Origin of the sequence: Aeoliella sp., from assembly GCF_965227375.1 — a bacterium.
Taxonomy (GTDB): domain Bacteria; phylum Planctomycetota; class Planctomycetia; order Pirellulales; family Lacipirellulaceae; genus Aeoliella.
The window spans coordinates 2,693,755-2,710,340 of the sequence record NZ_CBDDFX010000001.1; the positions used below are offsets into that span (position 1 = coordinate 2,693,755).

At 61.7% G+C, this 16,586-nt stretch carries 14 protein-coding genes; 6 read left to right on the forward strand and 8 right to left on the reverse strand.

The features are described 5' to 3' along the window. Positions 1–2: 2 nt before the first annotated feature. The 6 genes from ACQK2L_RS11040 to rpmF form a co-directional block, all read right to left on the reverse strand. Positions 3–4,811, reverse strand: a complete 4,809-nt coding sequence (locus ACQK2L_RS11040; RefSeq protein WP_425397020.1) for a beta strand repeat-containing protein — start codon at positions 4,809–4,811, stop codon at positions 3–5. Between the two features lie 182 nt (positions 4,812–4,993). Further along, entirely contained in the window at positions 4,994–6,229 is a 1,236-nt protein-coding gene (gene fabF / locus ACQK2L_RS11045; RefSeq protein WP_425397021.1) for a beta-ketoacyl-ACP synthase II, read from the reverse strand. A gap of 197 nt (positions 6,230–6,426) precedes the next feature. Then, positions 6,427–6,666 carry an acyl carrier protein gene (locus ACQK2L_RS11050; RefSeq protein WP_425397022.1) on the reverse strand — a complete coding sequence of 80 codons (240 nt, stop codon included), beginning with the start codon at positions 6,664–6,666 and terminating at the stop codon, positions 6,427–6,429. A 239-nt stretch (positions 6,667–6,905) separates the two neighbouring features. After that, a complete protein-coding gene (gene fabG / locus ACQK2L_RS11055; protein WP_425397434.1) occupies positions 6,906–7,679 on the reverse strand; it encodes a 3-oxoacyl-[acyl-carrier-protein] reductase in 774 nt (257 codons plus the stop codon). A 60-nt stretch (positions 7,680–7,739) separates the two neighbouring features. Further along, positions 7,740–8,651 (reverse strand): ACP S-malonyltransferase, encoded by a 912-nt coding sequence (gene fabD / locus ACQK2L_RS11060; protein WP_425397023.1) that lies wholly within the window; start codon positions 8,649–8,651, stop codon positions 7,740–7,742. 104 nt (positions 8,652–8,755) lie between these two features. Next, positions 8,756–8,941: a 50S ribosomal protein L32 gene (gene rpmF / locus ACQK2L_RS11065; protein WP_425397024.1), complete on the reverse strand. Its 186-nt coding sequence runs from the start codon at positions 8,939–8,941 to the stop codon at positions 8,756–8,758. Positions 8,942–9,116: 175 nt separating this feature from the next. Between rpmF and ACQK2L_RS11070 the strand changes: the two genes are divergently transcribed. The 6 genes from ACQK2L_RS11070 (at position 9,117) to ACQK2L_RS11095 (ending at position 13,448) form a co-directional block, all read left to right on the forward strand. Beyond that, positions 9,117–9,614: an N-acetyltransferase family protein gene (locus ACQK2L_RS11070; protein ID WP_425397025.1), complete on the forward strand. Its 498-nt coding sequence runs from the start codon at positions 9,117–9,119 to the stop codon at positions 9,612–9,614. Between the two features lie 81 nt (positions 9,615–9,695). Further along, entirely contained in the window at positions 9,696–9,992 is a 297-nt protein-coding gene (locus ACQK2L_RS11075; RefSeq protein ID WP_425397026.1) for a hypothetical protein, read from the forward strand. Positions 9,993–10,104: 112 nt separating this feature from the next. Then, positions 10,105–10,485 (forward strand): hypothetical protein, encoded by a 381-nt coding sequence (locus ACQK2L_RS11080; protein WP_425397027.1) that lies wholly within the window; start codon positions 10,105–10,107, stop codon positions 10,483–10,485. Beyond that, a complete protein-coding gene (locus ACQK2L_RS11085) occupies positions 10,482–10,769 on the forward strand; it encodes a hypothetical protein (RefSeq protein WP_425397028.1) in 288 nt (95 codons plus the stop codon). The genes ACQK2L_RS11080 and ACQK2L_RS11085 overlap by 4 nt, the downstream gene beginning before the upstream one ends. Before the next feature lie 371 nt (positions 10,770–11,140). Beyond that, entirely contained in the window at positions 11,141–12,664 is a 1,524-nt protein-coding gene (locus ACQK2L_RS11090) for a radical SAM protein (protein WP_425397029.1), read from the forward strand. Positions 12,665–12,746: 82 nt separating this feature from the next. After that, entirely contained in the window at positions 12,747–13,448 is a 702-nt protein-coding gene (locus ACQK2L_RS11095; RefSeq protein ID WP_425397030.1) for a prolipoprotein diacylglyceryl transferase, read from the forward strand. On the opposite strand, the gene ACQK2L_RS11100 is transcribed toward ACQK2L_RS11095, so the two are convergent. Both ACQK2L_RS11100 and ACQK2L_RS11105 read right to left on the reverse strand, forming a co-directional pair. Further along, positions 13,438–16,170, reverse strand: coding sequence for a M56 family metallopeptidase (locus ACQK2L_RS11100; RefSeq protein ID WP_425397031.1), 2,733 nt, complete (start codon positions 16,168–16,170; stop codon positions 13,438–13,440). The genes ACQK2L_RS11095 and ACQK2L_RS11100 overlap by 11 nt on opposite strands. Further along, positions 16,167–16,550, reverse strand: a complete 384-nt coding sequence (locus ACQK2L_RS11105; protein ID WP_425397032.1) for a BlaI/MecI/CopY family transcriptional regulator — start codon at positions 16,548–16,550, stop codon at positions 16,167–16,169. The genes ACQK2L_RS11100 and ACQK2L_RS11105 overlap by 4 nt, the downstream gene beginning before the upstream one ends. Positions 16,551–16,586 lie beyond the last annotated feature (36 nt).

The following is a 16,586-nucleotide window of genomic DNA, read 5'->3' on the forward strand; positions in this document are numbered from 1 at the left end:
CGTTAAGAGAGTATCGTCTGTCGGGCTCGCCAACCGCCGAGACCCACCGCGACCAACAGCAGCGTGCAAGCGGTCGAGGGCTCCGGCACCGGATCGATTATAGCTGCCGCCGAGGAACTCGTCGCCCCGAAGTTGCCCTTCCAAACGTCGTAGTCGGCCGTGGTGATGCCCGGCACGTTGTCGCCGGCGTTGTTGATGGCCGTGTCGTCGGCCGCGCCGAGGTGGTTGCGCCACAGGGTGTAGTCGGCCAGGTTCACGGTTCCATCGCCGTTGAAGTCGCCGGGCAGGGCGGTGCCGTCGAGGGCTTGGAGGATGACGCTGTCGCTATTCACCAGCAGACTGAAGGAACTGGCGTCCGGACCGCCGAGCACGAGACCGTTGTCGATCACGCTATTGGCCGTGAGGATGGTGAACTGCTGCCCTGCGGTGGGCGTGAAGCCATCGAGCGCAACGCTGAGCACCCCGTCGAGCATGGCGTCGCCGGCGACGCTCAGCGTGTCGTACTCATCGCCCGCAATCGCGCCGGCGATCTCGATCAGCAGCGTATTGGTCTCGGCCAGCGTCAAGCCGCTCTCGAAGAACACCTCGGCCGGGCTGTCGCCTGGGCTGTAGCTGGCGGCGAACTCAGGTGTGCCCGGCCCAAAGAAGTCGGCTCCGCCGCTGACGCCGTCGGCAAACTCGATATTGCCAACCAGCGTGATGTTCGATCCGGCGGGGCTGTTGATGGATCCGTTGATCGTCTTTCCGCTGCCGGTGGTGTCGATGACGATCAGGTCGCCATTGTTGGTAAGCCCGCCGGAGCTGAAGTCGCCCAGGATGGTGAGTTCCGAGCCAGCGTCGATGGTCGCCTGGTTGGTGACGTTCACCGTTTGGCCGAGGTCGACCACCATGGCCGAGCCGAACAACCCACCAGCGCCCACGGTGAGGTTCGCTTGGGTGAGATTGAACGTGCCGGTGTCGAAGTCGAGCGTGGACAGGTCGTTACCGAATACCGAGCCAACCGAGAGCGAGCCTCCGTTGAGCCGCAGTGCCGAGTTGAGCACTGCCTGATCGGTGACTACCAAGTTCTGGCCAGCGGCGAGTGTCGGCACAGCAGGACCTAAGAGGTCGTTGAGCGTCTCTGCGTTGAGCGTTGCCCCGCCGGTGTAGCGGAAGGTGCCGCTGGTGAACATGAAGTCCGGCTGCGGGAATTCGGGTGGGTTTTCCAGGTCGAACGTGGCGGTGTTGATGGTGCCGCCGTTGAGGTTCACTTTGCCGTTGTCCCACAGCTTCAGCAGAGTCGTCACGTTCACGGTGCCACCAGCGTTGACGTTCAGCGTCGCATTGCCGCCGCCCCCGGAAACGTTGCCACCCAGGTAGAGGCCTTCGCCGACGTTGAGCGTCGAGCCCGTCGAACCGTCGTTCAGATCGAGATCTTCCACAGTGATCACGCCGACGGTTCCGCTGTTTTGGCGGGAGATGTAGGCGTGGCCTCCGGTGGAAACCAGCCCACCATTTTGAATGGCAAGAGTTCCGGTAACGTTGGCTTCATCACCCACAGAAAGGTAGTTGCCGACCGTGAGCGTTGAGCCGGGGTCGGTAACGGTGAGCATGCCGCCGCCGCCGGACGCGGCGGCCACCTCGAAGTAGCCACTGGCGTCGGTTACTTCCACGTCGCCGCCGTTGCTGACGGTCATGGTGCCGATACCGTTGTCGCCCATGGCGATGCGCGGGCCGACGCTCAGAAGCGATCCTTCGCCATCGACGGTCAGTGCGCCCGTCGAGCCGCTGATGTCCGCCACGAATAGGGTGCTATTGGCTGCAGTGAAAGTGCCCCCGTTCTGTAGAGTGAGCGACGACGCGGTGCCATTCGATTCATCGCCCACGGCGACTCGGCCAGTGCCGTTATGAACGATATCCGAGTCGTCGACCAGCACTGGCGAATTGTCTGCGGTGGTGGTGTTGCCAATTAGGAACTCAGCATTTCCCGCCGTGCTGGTATTCAGAGTGGCGCCGTCGGTGAGCGTCAGGGTGCCACGGCGTTGACTGCCGACGACCATGACGCCACTCACGTTCACAACCGACGTGGAACCATCGATGATTACCGAAGCCGCTTCGGAGCCTGCTAGTCTTCCGATGAACATCGCGTCGGCATCGACTCGGCCGCCCTCTAGGACATCGAGCTTTCCAGACCCGGTGTCACCAACATAAATGTCACTGGTGCCGTTGGCGATCGAATTCCAAAACGATCCTGCACCGGTCACAGTCACAGTGCCAGTGCCATCGGGTCCGGAGCCATCGCCGCTGCCGATGATACCACCGTTGGAGTTGTACCGCGCGCCGGCTTCGACAATCAGGACTCCAGTGCCACCGTCTTCGTTGGTCGATCCACCGATGAAGCTGCTGCCGATCACGCTGAGCGTGGAAAGATTGCCATTGCCATCGTCGCCAGAGATGGTCAACACGCTGGTCGGCGAATTGCCCCCCACGTCGCTGTCGGCAACCGTGAGGATGTTGGCCGTGACAACCGCGCCGCCGGTGACGTCCATGAGGCCGAGCCCCTCGTTGCCGACAAACAAGCCACTGCCGCCGCTGACGTTTAGCGTCGTGTCGGTGCCATCGACCAGGAGGACTCCGTTGACGCCTTCGCCGGCACCGATCTCGAAGTAGTTGTTGTTGCTGACGGATGCTCCGTTGGTGATGTGCATCACGCCATGGCCACCGAGGGTTCCGACCGACACGATGCTGGAAAAAGTGGCGGTTGAATCCGCGCCATCGATCTGAGCGTATCCGGCGGATCCACTTGCGTTGTAGACCTGGAAGTCCGTGGCGTTGATGGTCGATCCGGAAAGCAATTGCCACTCGCCGTTGATAACGTTAATGTTGCCACCGCTATGTGTTGCTCCATTGATCATCTGGATCTCGGGACGGTCGGCGCCGGTCAGCGAGAAGTTGCTACTGCCAGAACCGAAACTGCCACCATCGATGGTGAGCGTACCACCTGTGTGGGTGAACTGGCTTTCGGCGTTGCGAACCCAAGTCGTGGCGGTAATGCTGCCGCCGGAAAGCGTGACGATGCCTGTGGTGGCGATGGTGACCGTACCAGAAACTTCGACCTCCGCGCCATCCGAGACGTTGAGCTGATCGCGTCCACGGTTGCTGTCTTGGTTGGTGACGTTTCCGTGGCCAAGCTCGAGATTGCCAGTGACCTCCCAGCTCGAGCCAGTTCCGTCGACATTGATAATGGCATCCGAGGCGTAGGAGATCCCGCCGACATCGGCCATGCCGGAAGTCACGGTACTTCCGCTGTGAATATTGAGCACCGCGTTATCGTTTGCTCCAAGAGCGACACTGAATGTACCCGCGGTCGATAGGGCCATCGTCGCGCCGTTCTGGAGCGTCAAAGTCGGTGTGCCGGGGTCGCCGGAGAGGTTGAAGTCGTTGGACAACGCCGAAGGCATGAAGGAGCCACCATCGATCACCAACTCCCCGTCGTCGAAGGCGAAATTGCCAAACCGCGTATCGAACGTGTTGACGGTGGTGGTGCCGCCTTGGAGCACGACATCGGCCTGGTTATCCAGCGTGCCGGCGATGTTCACGTCGCCGCTGGTGACCGTCAGAGTGCCCAGCGTCGAGCTGGTATAAGAGCCGGCGTTAACGGTTCCACCAGTGACTTGAAAGTCGGCCGCTTGAAAGATGTTGAGCGTGTTGGTCACGCTCAAGGTCTTGCCCGAACCGATGTCGATGGGATTGCCTCCCAGCGGACCGCCAGCATTCACCGAGAAACCACCCGCGCCCGTCACTTCCAGTGTGCCACTGGTCCAAGTGGGCGTGAGCGAACCGATGGAGTCGACCGATAGTGTTCCCCCTTCGAGATTCACCGCACCGGTGGGTGCAAACGTTCCGCCACTGGGGATGCTCAGAGTTCCGCCGGGGCGGATGTTGGTGTCGCCGCCCACGTTCAACGTGCCGGTACCAACGTTCAGCAGCGAACTACCTGAGTCGGTAGCGGTCGCTCCCAGCACGAGCCCACCGGTAACAGTTAGCGGTCCACCATCGAGGTTGAGCGTGGTGGTTCCAGCGCCGCCCGAGAGGGTGTGGTCCTGGTTGTCGATGGTGAGCGATGCCACGGTCGTCGCGGCGGCTGGTCCGGCGATGGTAACGGAGGCACTGGGCGTGATGAACACGTTGTCGGTGGAGATCGGCGCAACGAAGTCGGCCCAATTGGCGCCGGTGTCCCAACTGCCGTCCGACTCGCCCCAGAACTTACCCGGCGTGGAACTAATCGAGAGCCTGCCGAAGCCTTCGTTATCGTCGCTGCCGACGATCTCGCGGATCTCGATGTAGTCGAACGCGGTGTTGCTCACACCACCCACGAACCCAACGCCGGTGATGGGGCGCTCGAACAACAACGAGTCGACCAGGAGCCCAGACGGGCCACTGTTGTAAAGCGTGAAAGAGAAGGTCGATGCGACCGCCGGTTGATCGACGAACTGGAAGCCGAACCCAAAGGCAGGACTGTCGAGCGCGACGTTGAAACTCTCAACGCCACTGAGGCCGAAATCAGGATCCAACAGCGGCGTCACATTGTTGGCCAACGTCGACCCGGTGTGGGCGGAAATCGTCACGCCACCGAAGCTTGGTGTGCCTGGCACTCCGCCGCCGGGAAGCTCGATGGTGCTGCCGCCGGTCTGGTTGAGAAACAGTGTCTCGTTGTCGAATTCAGCCAGCCCCGGGTCGGGTAGCGGCGCGCCGGCCATGGCCAAAGGGGTGCCGATGAACATCAGCAGGAGAACCGTGTGTATCGCGGCAGCAGACTGGCAGTGGCGCATCAGAGGTCTCTTTCTCAAGGAGTAAACGCCGCGTCATGAAGCACTCACGCGGCGCGGGCGGCCAAAGAGTGCGTAGTATCCTCCTGGAGCCATCTGCGGACAACCACCAATCCGCCCTTTCGGAGTATTTAGGACGAAATGTGCGGAGAAAAACGCCGAAACAACAAGCCCTTGGAAGGCTGCTACACTCGACCTGCCACGATGCTGGCGTTGTGGCCGCCGAAGCCGAAGCTGTTGCTCATGGCGATGTTCAGCTGCTTCTCTTTGGGCTCGTTGGGAGTGTAGTCCAGATCGCACTCGGGGTCGGGCGATTGGAGGTTGATGGTTGGCGGAACCACGTTGTGCTTGAGCGCCATGAGGCTCAAGATCATTTCGACGCCGCCGCTCGCGCCGAGCAGGTGGCCAAGTTCGCTCTTGGTACTCGAGACACTCAGCTTGTAGGCGTGGTCGCCATACACGCGCTTGATGGCGGTGGTCTCGGCTTTGTCGCCCAGCGGAGTGCTGGTGCCGTGGGCGTTGATGTAGTCGACCCGTTCGGGTGAGATCTCCGCGTCCTTCAGCGCTAGGGCCATGGCGTGACCGGCGCCGGTGCCTTCGGCGTCGGGTTGGGTGATGTGACCTCCGTCGGCGCTGGCGCCGTAGCCCAGGATCTCGGCGTAGATGTCCGCGCCGCGTGCCTTGGCGTGTTCGTACTCTTCGAACACCAACAGGCCGGCGCCTTCGGAGAGCACGAAGCCGTCGCGGTCGGAATCGAACGGTCGGCTGGCGCCCTGTGGATCGTCGTGGCGCTCGCTCAGCGCCTTCATGTTGGCAAAGCCCGCCAGGCCCATCGGCGTGCAAGCCGCTTCGGTTCCGCCGGTGATAACGATATCGGTCTCGCCAGCGCGGATGGACTGGAAGGCGGAGCCCATGGCGTTGGTGGCGCTGGCGCACGCGGTGGCCACGGCGAAGTTGATGCCCCGCAGCCCGTAGCGAATCGACACGTGCCCGGCTGCCGCGTTGACCATCAGCTTGGGAATGGTGAATGCCGAAACACGATCGGGACCTTTCTTGATGAGTCGTCCGACCTGCTCTTCAATCTCATTCAGCCCGCCGATACCCGAACCGACGATCACCCCGCAGCGGAAGGGATCTTCCTTGGAGAAGTCGAGTCCCGAGTCGTTCACGGCGTCGACCGCACAGACCAAAGCAAACTGCGTGAAGCGATCGAGCTTCTTGAGGTCTTTGCGTTCGATGTAATCTTGCGGGTTCCAATCGTGGATGTCACCGCCGAACTTCACCTTGTGATTGGTGGTGTCGAACAGCTTGAACTCATGGATACCGCTCTGTCCGGCGAGAATTTTCTGCCACAGATCGTCCACCTTCAGGCTCAGTGAAGTCACTGTTCCCAGGCCGGTTACTACCACGCGCCGTTTCATCGTCCTGTCGCTTTCCGGGTTGGGTGAGTAGCGTATCGGGTGAGTGAGTGCTGTAGGGGGTAAATCGCGGTTGATCCCACCAATCTCACTTACTGACTCTATTCAATAAAAAAGGCGCACGTTGTTGAAGCGTGCGCCTTCGATAGTTCTGCGCACCGCCACAAGGGTATCGGCGCGGTGTCGGTCGCCGGCGGCGTTCAGCCGTTACCGTTCGCCTCGATGTATTCCACCGCCTGACCGACGGTTTGGATCTTTTCCGCTGCGTCGTCGGGGATGTTGATGTCGAACTCTTCTTCCAGTTCCATAACCAACTCGACAGTGTCGAGCGAGTCGGCGCCCAGGTCGTTCACAAACGACGTTTCGGGCGTAATTTTGTCTTTGTCGACACCGAGCTGTTCGGCGACGATGTCTGCTACTCGTTCCAGAACTGAGGCCACGTCAGGTCCTCCTAAAATACCGCACAATGTTGTCAAAACCGAGGCATCAGGAGTCCGGGTCCGCCGGGGCGCCTGTTCACCGGTAGGGTACCGGCCTCGGGTGGTTACCGATTAATGGGTCGTGTGTAAGCCTCTCAAGATAGAGCGTCTACACAAGAGTGGTCAAGATATACCGCGTTTCGCTATGGGTGTCTAGGCGGCTTCCGCTCGGGTAGCCGCCGGTTGTAAGTCTCGCCGGCTTAGGCGGTTAGGCCGCCGTCCACCACGAGCACCTGCCCCGTGACGTAGCTGCCAGCATCGCTAGCCAGGTACAGCACCGCCTGAGCGATCTCGTCCGCCTCGCCCAGCCGGCCCAACGGGATTTTCTCCTTGATCACCTGTTCCAGGGCGGGGCCCAGGGCGTCGGTCATATCCGAGGCAATAAAGCCAGGGCAAATCGCGTTCACGGTGATCTGGCGACGCTTGCTGGCCAGCTCGCGGGAGACCGTTTGCGTGAACCCGATGATGCCCGCCTTCGAGGCCGAGTAGTTGGACTGGCCGGGATTGCCCATCAAGCCCGAGACGCTGGAAATGTTGATGATGCGGCCTTTCTTCGCACGCATCATGGCTCCCGCGCCGGCTCGGGTGTAGAGGAACACACTCCGCAGGTTGGTGGCCAACACCGCGTCCCAGTCCTCGTCGCTCATCCGCGGCAACAACGTGTCGCGGGTGATGCCGGCGTTGTTCACCAGGATGTCGAGCTTGCCCCACTCCTCGACCACTTTATCCACGGCCGCCTGAGCGGCTTCGCTGTCGGTGGCGTCGGCGGCGATCACCATCGCTTCGCCGCCCGCTTGTTCGATTTCGTCGGCCGTGGCCGCGAGCTTCTCGGCGTTGCGCGCCAGGCAGGCTACTTTAGCGCCGCTCTTGGCGAGCGACAGGGCGATGGCCTTGCCAATGCCTTGTGACGCGCCGGTTACGAGGGCTGTTTGGCCAGAAAGATCGACTGTGAGGGAGGGCATGAGGTTGTCAATGTTGGAGGGGCAGTCGGCTTCAGTCTCGTGTCATTCGTTCGAAATGACACGCACAAACGCTTAGGCGGTGACACCTTCGCAGGGGAACTTCCGCTCGATCCGCTTCAGCAGGCCACGCAGCACACGGCCTGGACCGATTTCCCAGCAGGTGTCGATTCCATAGTCGGCGAGCACTCTGCGAATCGAATCTTCCCAGCGCACGGGATTGACCACTTGCTCGCCCAGCAGCCGGCGGATCTCCACCGGGTCGTCGTGCGCCTGGGCGTCGACGTTGGAAATCACGGGAATTCGCGGTGGGCGCAGGTCGACCGTTTCCAGCACCGCTTCCAGTCGGGCGACGGCCGATCGCATCAGCTCGGTGTGAAACGCTCCCGCCACGGCCAGTGGCACCACACGCATGGCGCCGCCTTGTTCGGCCAATTCGGCGGCTCGCTCGCACGCGCTGTTCGCGCCGGAAACCACGATGTTGCCAGGGCACAAGTGATTGGCCACGGCCAGCACTTCGCCTTGCGATGCTTCTTCGACGATCTTTTCGATATCGGCCAGTTCCATGCCCAGCACGCTGACCATGCCGCTGGGCGACGCCTCGGAAGCGTCCTGCATCGCCGCGCCGCGTTCGGCCACCACGCGCAAGCCATCGGCGAACGACAACGAACCGGCAAACGTCAGCGCGGTGTACTCACCCAGGCTCAGCCCGGCGGTCACCACGCACGAGTCGACGATCTCGGGCCGCTCGGCGTCGAGTCGCTCGAGCGCGGCCAGGCTGGCGACGTAAATCGCTGGTTGGCTGTGGGCGGTCGAGTCGAGCTGTTCAGCCGGACCGTTGGTGCACAGCGCCAGCAGGTCGTATCCGAGGATTTCCTCCGCCTGAGCGAATCGCTCCTTGGCTTGGGGAAACTCAGCGCACAGTTCGGCAGCCATGCCGACCGATTGCGCGCCTTGGCCTGGAAACAGAAATGCGGTCTTGCCCACGGAACTCCCTCGCGCGAGTGACAAGGAATGGGAAAACGGAATGGCGGGCGCTGGCGGTGGCGAAAGCGTCTAAGGCCTACGTCGTCATGCCGCGCCGCGCGCCGCTACGAAGCCGCCTGCACCATCTGACGGCCCATGTAGTGGCCGCAGTGCTCGTTGGGGCAAACCACGTGGCTGGGCTTGGGCTCGCCGCACTTGGGGCAAAGCTGCAGTTGGCGGCCCTTGAGTTGGTCGTGCGAACGACGCTTACCGGAACGCGAATTGGAGTGTTTACGTTTGGGGACAGCCATCGGACGGCCTCACGAGGGTAACATGCGGAAGCTTGGTAGTTGGGTAGAAACCAAGCAGATTAACGCACCCAGGGCCGAATTGTCAATGGCCTCCGACGCAGGCCGGGGGTGCCCAAAATCCTAAAAGACCCAGTAAACTAAGGGGCCCCAGAACTCTCGCCCCCACGCCCATCCGATGAACGAACAACAGCCACTGGAAATTCGCCTGGTCGACAAGGCCGATCCTGCCGATGTCGCCGTCCTGGTGGACATGATCGATGCCTACGCTAAGGACGCGATGGGCGGCGCCGAGCCGCTCGATGGCAAGGTGCGCGAGGTGCTGCCGGACCGATTCGCCGAGCATCCCGCGACGCTCGGATGGATCGCCTGGCTGGGGGACCAGCCAGTGGGGGCAGCCGCGGGGCTGCTGCTGTTCGGAACCTTCGCCGCCCGCTCGCGGGTGAACATTCACGACCTGTCGGTGGTCGCCGGGCATCGCGACAAGGGCATCGGGCGGAAGTTGCTGGCGGCCGTGGAAGACTACGCCCGCGAGAACGACTGCCACGCTCTGACGCTGGAAGTGCGAGCCGACAACGCCCGCGGTCGGCACCTGTATTGGTCGTTCGGATTTCGTGGGCCCACCGAGTGGTCGCCTCCCGAGAGCATGGCATTCTGGAAAAAAGAACTCGCTTGAAACCGACCGCATTGCGATCGGGTATTTATCCGCAGTGGCACGACTACTTTCGAAGTTCACCTTCTTCAAGGGGGGCAAGTCATGCACCGCGTCGAGCGTCGACGTCGCAAAGAAGTCCACGAGCACCAGCGCAAGCGCCGCCGAATGTGGCTGGCGGCCCTGGGACTGGTGCCCGCGATGCTGGCGGCATTCATTTGGCTGGTCACCATGTGCAGCACCGGGCGGTATGGCAACTCGGTATCGCCCAACCAACTCGGCGATCTGCTGCTCGACGCGGTGGCGCAAACCAGCTTCGCCAGCGGCGCCGGCTTGGCGTTAGTGGCGCTCTCGCTTTTGAAACTCGTCACCGCCTGGTGGGGGATTCTGACGCGCAAGTGAGCTTGCGCTAAGATAGTTGGGCGCCAAATTCTGTTGTGGTCCCGCGCCTGGGTGTGGTCTAATGATGCCTCGCGCGTCGAGCAAAACGCCACTGCTGCGAGGAACCACTCGTATGGATACCCAACCTCCATGCCCGGAAGAGGAGAACCCTTACGAAGCGCCGCAGCAGCTACCTGGACGCGCACCGTCGGGGAGCGCTTTCCAGCGGTTTGTCATGCTCATCGGACTGACGTTCCTGACGCCACTGGCGGTGCTTGTTTCGTTTGGTGTTACCTGCAGCGCAACCATGATCGGCTTATCGGTATTCGGCGCCGCACTGGGCGAGATGCTCGGGGCCGATTGGCCGAATGAAATTGCTGTGATTTGCGGTTGGTTTGGCGGACTGGTGTTGGGTGTTGTGGTAGCGGGAAAGGTAGCTCGCATTTACGGGGAGCGTTGGAAGCGGGTGAACGACCCAACGTATTCGAGCGACCAATCGAATCGGGAGGGATGATGAGCGAGCAGCACAATGGTGAGAACCCGTTCGAGTCGCCTCAGCAGCTCAGCCCTGCAGGCGACATCTCCGACCGCGCCACCATCGTGCGGCGTGTGATCGTGCTGCTGCTGTCGATATTGCTCATCCCGCCGGCGGTGTGCATTGCCTTCTTCTTTGGCTGCCTGTTCTCTGGCGAACCCTTCGACTCGTTCGTAGTCGGCTGTGTTGGAGGAGCGATCGCCGCATTGGCTGTGCTGGTAGGAATGTGCTACATCGCCAACAAACTGTGGAATAAGTCGTGATAGGGAGCCAAAGTTCCTAGTCGTTGTGGGAAGAATTACTTGAAACGAAATCAGCCAATTTGAGGTAACTCCCTAGAGAGCGCACTACTTATGCCGCCCCAAACCCCCACGCCCGATCCGAACCCCTACAGGCCGCCGATGGCGCGGACCGAGGCGGCGAAGCGTAGCCGGAGCGGGATTTGGCGGTTGCTTGTGTGGGGTGTCGCCGTGCTTTTGATTATCCCGGCAACCTTGATCGCCAGCGTGTTTTCCTGCGCAGTGGCTTATAACATCCCGCTTCGCGAACCGTTGCCCCTTATTGTGTCAGTGATCGTTGGCGTTTCAATCTCTCTGTTGCTACTCCTTGTCACCTACAAGATGGCTCGACGACTATGAACTACCGCGACTATCAATTCCTCGGCGCCACTCAAAGTCTGTGCCCCGAGTGCCTCGCGTTGGTGCCGGCGAAGATCCTCAATCGTGACGGGCGTGTTTACTTTCGCAAGCATTGCCAGATGCACGGCATGCGCGAGGACTTTGTGTGCGGCGACGCTAGTTGGTTCGATCGCCACGTCGGCAGCACGCCCGGCAAGGTGCCGCTGGAGATGGCCGTCGAGCCCAATCGCGGCTGCCCCTACGACTGCGGTTTGTGCACCGAACACGAGCAGCACACCTGCTTGGGGCTCTTGGAGATCACGGCCAACTGCAACCTGGAGTGCCCGATGTGCTTTGCCTCCAGCGCGCCGGGACTCAAGCACCTGAGTTACGACGACTGCATCCGCGCGATCGACCACCTGGTGGCGGCCGAAGGTCAACCGGAACTGCTGCAGCTCTCCGGCGGCGAACCAACCATCCACCCGCGATTCCTCGACATCTTGGCTTACGCGGTCGATCAGCCGATCGACATGGTGATGATCAACACCAACGGGGTCCGCCTCGCCCGCGACCGACGGTTCCTCGAAGCGGTGGCCGAGCATCGCAAGCGTGCGGAGGTGTACTTGCAATTCGACGGCTTCGACGACACGGTGTACCAGTCGCTGCGTGGCGAACCGCTGCTCGAAACGAAGCTCGATTGCATCGAAGCGTGCGGCGAACTGGGCGTCAACGTCACGTTGGTCGCAACGCTGCAAGCGGGAGTGAACTTCCCTTCGGATTCCTCCTCTCCGTGGCTTGGTCGCTTGCTCGACTTCGCCATGGAGCGACCCTGGATCACGGGAGTCAGCTTCCAGCCTACTTGTTACACGGGGCGGCACTTTCTGCCGGACGAGTTGGAGCAGCGGGTGACGTTCCCCGACATCATCCACGCGATCGAGCGCGAGACAGAAGGCCGGTGGTGCGAGAGCGACTTTACACCGCTGCCCTGCGCGCACCCCAACGCCCACACCGTGTCCTACGGCTACCGCGCCGGCGGCCGCACCACGCCGCTCGCGCGGCTGATCGACATCGCCGAGCACATCGACCTGCTGTCTGGTCGCATCACCTACACTCGACCCCGCGCGCGGGATTTGATTCAGGAGGTGATGAATCGCAACTGCTGTGGTTCTGGAGGTTGCTGCGATTCGAATGAATCGGTCCAGATAGCCAACGATCTCATCGGTTCTGGGGTTCTTCCGTCGAAGCGTAGCTCGTCGGCTGGTGATGCACCGATGGAAGATTCCAGTCAGTCGCTTGAACAGATCGGCCAGGAATTCATCCTCCGCGCGCTTTCGGAGGATCTCGATCCGTGCGACATGTTTCGCATCACGACCACCAGCTTCATGGACGCCTACAATTTCGACGTGCGGCAATTGATGAAGTCGTGCGTGCACTTCATCCTGCCCAGCGGCCACATCATCCCGTTCAGCGCTTACAACACTCTGTACCGCGAAGGGCATGTCCCGCTGCCGGCACTGGGCCGAACCGTCGTTTGCAGTTGAACATCGCGACTCATTCACTCCGGGCGCTGACGCTTCCGGCTCGCCGCTTCTGTCTGATCCCTGACCCTAACCCCTCGCGCGAATGTACCCTCTGATCATGCTCATCGCCGTCGCCTCGGGAGCCGTCTTGTTGCGGCTCTCTCAGCGGTCGCTCGCCATGGCTTGGGAAGACAAGCTGGCGATTGGCATCGGTGCGTTTTGCGGGGCGACGCTCGGCGCGAAGCTGCCCTTTGCGCTGTTTGGCGAGGCCGAGTTCTGGACCGCCGCGGCGTGGCTTTCCAACGGCAAGACGATCATGGCCGGACTGGTGGGCGGGTACGCGGGGGTCGAGCTCGTGAAGTGGGTGCTTGGCATCCGCACCAAGACGGGCGACTCGTTCGCTGCGCCGGTCGCGCTGTCGATCGCCATTGGCCGGCTCGGCTGCTTCTACGCGGGTTGCTGCTTCGGCACGCCGACCAACTTGCCGTGGGGCGTGGTGTTTCCGGCGATCGACACATTGCCGCGCCACCCGACGCAGTTGTACGAGTCGCTGTTCCACTTCACCGCCGCGGCAGTGTTGTTGGTGCTGCAGCAGCGCGGCATGTTTCGCGGGCAGCTCATCAAGCTCTACATCATCGTCTATGCGATGTACCGCCTGGTGAGCGAGCAAATCCGCCCCGAGCCAGAAATGTGGGGCCAACTCACCGCCTACCAATGGGCGTCACTCGGCATTATCGCCGTGTTCAGCTTCCTGTGGTGGCGGGACAGCAAAGCCATGGCCGCCGAGTCAGCCGTTAGTGCCTGATCAAATTGCCGTCGGCCCGCTCAATCAACCACCGCAGCGTTTCTTCGTCGATGTCTTGCATCATGAAGTGGACACTGCCATCGACCCTGGCTGCAATGAAACCGCCAGGGTGCCAGCCTTTCATTTTTGGCATCGGCTCGTCGGCTCGGTAGGCGATATCTTCCGGCTTGGTCCAAGCGATGGGTCGCTTCGACTCGACCAGGGCGATCGTGTTCGACGTACCATCGGTCACCTCAGCAAACTGAGCGCCTTCTTCGTTGTGGAAGATCGTCTCGGGTCCCGTGATGGCAAAGTAGCTGGTGTTGGTTGAGGACGAATCGTCCGACGGCGAACGGAACACCGTCGGCATCTTGGCCATTACTTTCATATTCGCCTCGCTGTCATACGGTTCGTTCCTGCGGTACTGTTGGTATAGCTCCGCGCCACCCTCCAGGAAGGGGAGGATCTCAACCCGCCAGCTCCGCGGGACGCGGGTACCGTCGGGCAGTTCTTCGTACACCACCGCCGGCGGCAAGTGCCTGTAAGTAGATTCGTAGTTGAGCAGCGCCAGCATTAGATGCTTCATGTTGTTCGTGCTTTGCGTGCGCCGTGAAGCTTCGCCAGCGGCTTGAATCGCCGGCATTAATAGGCCTGTGGTGATGGCCACTTTTTCGGCATCGAGCTTCTGGCTGGCAAACGAGAGTTTTACCTGCTGGCCGTCCGCGTCGATCTCGGTTTCGCTGGTGAATTCCGCCGCCAGATCGAACAACGCATCGACCGACGCCAGGTTGTGATCCGGCAAACCCAAGTTGCTTACTTCACCCTTAGCGACCGCCCGTTGCTGCTCGACCATATTGCCTATGAGCGTCAACGCTGCTTTGCTTGTGTCGGCCACCGCGGCTGCAGTCTTGTCGTCGGTGCACTGCACCATGGCGTCGATCTTCAGCCCGTCGATGGCATCCACGGAAGCGACGCACCACTTTGTGTCGGTAAGCAGGGGGCCGATCATTTGCATTGGGAATCCACCTACCAACTGCGCTTGGTCCTGCGGACTCGTCTGCGACCAGAATCGCTGCATGTCGAAGGCAAACACCAGTTGCTTGTCGGACGCCTGCTGCCACGGATCATCCCACTCCCGCTTGCTCTGCACCGCGGGTGGCAGTGCATTCCGTGCGTCGGACCTGCCGAAGTGATCCAACACAATCGTCTGCGGGTCGACCTTGGTGAGCCGTTGGTCTTTCGTCTGCCACACGGTGGAGCTCGGTGCAGTGTATCCGTCGGCCTTCGTCATCTTGTCGACCAGTGCGGCGACGAACGATTCGCATGCCGATGGTTCGACAAAACGGACGACAAACCTTGGCTCATCACGCGGGAATCCATACACCACCACAAGCACCTCGGCGATCTGACTAACCGAGACCTGCTTTCTCAACGACTCCGGTACCACGTCGTCCAGCTTCTGCGCAAGGTCCTTGAACCCAGGCTGGCTGAGCAACTCCGCCGGGCGGACCGAAACAGCGTAGATCGTGTTGTCGGGTAGTACTTCCAGTCCAATCCGCGGCACGTTGGCCGGTGTGGGCGTTATGGTGGGCGACTCTTCGGCGACTGCGCCGGGAGCGTCCTGCCCGCTGGCCACTTGCCGTACGCCCGCCACCGCCACGGCGACCACGGCCAGGCACACCGCTGCGGTGGCGCGAGTTATTGGGCTTATCGATTTGCTGGAGGTTCGCCCTTTCGCTTCGCGTAACATCTCTACTCTCCTCATGAGGAGGGAACGGCCAGGGATCAGTGTCCTCGCCGGCCCGGACAAACGATGTTGGGGAGTCGCCAGCGCCAACGACGCCAGCGAATGCAGGTAGTTTTGCCGATCGCCCACCAGCCGCACCGCCATGGCGTCGGCGGCCAGTTCTTGCTCCATCTGCAACCGCCCGGCAAGCCAGTGCACCAGTGGATGGTAGAAGTGGACCGCCACGGCCAGCCGCGCGATGAGCCACGAGCGATAGTCGCGGGCCGCGATGTGCGCCAGCTCGTGCGCGAGCACGGCTTTCAGTTCGCTCGCGGTCCAATCCCGCCACCGCGTGGGGAGCAGGATCGTGGGACGTCGCCAACCCACCGTGGCAGGCGTGGCGATGGTCGGTGACTGGCGGAGTTCGATGGGAGTCGAAACCCCCAGCTGCGACTGCAGGTCGGCGAGCAGTACGAGCGCCGCATCGTCGTCGCCGAGTGCGCTACTCTCGTTTACCAAGCTCCGTACGACCCACACGCCCCACACGAACCGCAACACGCCCACCACCAGACAAACGATCAACAGCCACCGCGCCGCAGTCCTCCAGGAGAAGACCAGCGACGCAGCTTCAGGTTCTGCGGCGGTTGCCGCCAGAGGAGGCTCGGCCAACGCATCGGCAAACGCACTCCAAGCCGCCAGGGCAGGGGAGAGCATCGAGTCGTCCGCAGGCTCCGCGACGTTTGGCGCCACAACGGTCGATCCTTCTTCCGGGTCGCTTTCCACATTTGGTGTCACGGCCGCAGCAGCTTTAGCTGCCCGGTCCGGTGAGTTCAACTCCCACCGCGGCCAAGGGCTTGCAGCCAACGCGGTGAGCGCGAGCACCAACGCCAGGCTGACCGATGCGGTGATCGAACCCAGCGACGCGTGCAACCTTCTTGCCACCAGGTACACGACGCCCGCCACCAGGGCGAACAAGGTCACCTGCACCACGCACCAGATGAGAATTGCCGTGCTCATTGTTTGCCCCCTTCGAGAATCTGCTCCAGCACTTCGCGTTCTTTCTTGGTGAGCTTTCGCCCATCCAGCAGTCGCACCAACAGCGCCTCGCGGGAACCTTGAAACACCCGCTGCACCATGTCGCTCACCAGCCGCTTCGACACGTCGTCGAAGTTTCGCAGCGGCTTGTAAACAAACGGCCGTGCGTCGCCGGTTTGCTCGAGAAAGCCCTTCTCGACCAGAATCTTCACCAGCGTCGCCACGGTGGTGTACGCCAGATCGCGGCCCCCCTCGGCCATCTGGTCGCGGGCGTCCATGGCGGTCATGGCCCCCTGGTCCCAGAACACGTGCATCAATTCGAGCTCCCGTTCGGTAAGCTCAGCAGCCTTTGGTCGCGCCATCGTAGAGTCTCCGTGGCGTGAAATTTGGTTAACTAG

Excerpts from the sequence above, each read along its gene's own strand:
- ACQK2L_RS11085 (WP_425397028.1), top strand. The coding sequence starts at position 10,482 with ATGATGAGCGAGCAGCACAATGGTGAGAACCCGTTCGAGTCGCCTCAG.
- ACQK2L_RS11070 (WP_425397025.1), top strand. The coding sequence starts at position 9,117 with ATGAACGAACAACAGCCACTGGAAATTCGCCTGGTCGACAAGGCCGAT.
- fabF (WP_425397021.1), bottom strand. The coding sequence starts at position 6,229 with ATGAAACGGCGCGTGGTAGTAACCGGCCTGGGAACAGTGACTTCACTG.
- ACQK2L_RS11095 (WP_425397030.1), top strand. The coding sequence starts at position 12,747 with ATGTACCCTCTGATCATGCTCATCGCCGTCGCCTCGGGAGCCGTCTTG.
- rpmF (WP_425397024.1), bottom strand. The coding sequence starts at position 8,941 with ATGGCTGTCCCCAAACGTAAACACTCCAATTCGCGTTCCGGTAAGCGT.
- ACQK2L_RS11100 (WP_425397031.1), bottom strand. The coding sequence starts at position 16,170 with ATGAGCACGGCAATTCTCATCTGGTGCGTGGTGCAGGTGACCTTGTTC.
- ACQK2L_RS11090 (WP_425397029.1), top strand. The coding sequence starts at position 11,141 with ATGAACTACCGCGACTATCAATTCCTCGGCGCCACTCAAAGTCTGTGC.
- ACQK2L_RS11040 (WP_425397020.1), bottom strand. The coding sequence starts at position 4,811 with ATGCGCCACTGCCAGTCTGCTGCCGCGATACACACGGTTCTCCTGCTG.
- ACQK2L_RS11105 (WP_425397032.1), bottom strand. The coding sequence starts at position 16,550 with ATGGCGCGACCAAAGGCTGCTGAGCTTACCGAACGGGAGCTCGAATTG.
- ACQK2L_RS11080 (WP_425397027.1), top strand. The coding sequence starts at position 10,105 with ATGGATACCCAACCTCCATGCCCGGAAGAGGAGAACCCTTACGAAGCG.
- ACQK2L_RS11075 (WP_425397026.1), top strand. The coding sequence starts at position 9,696 with ATGCACCGCGTCGAGCGTCGACGTCGCAAAGAAGTCCACGAGCACCAG.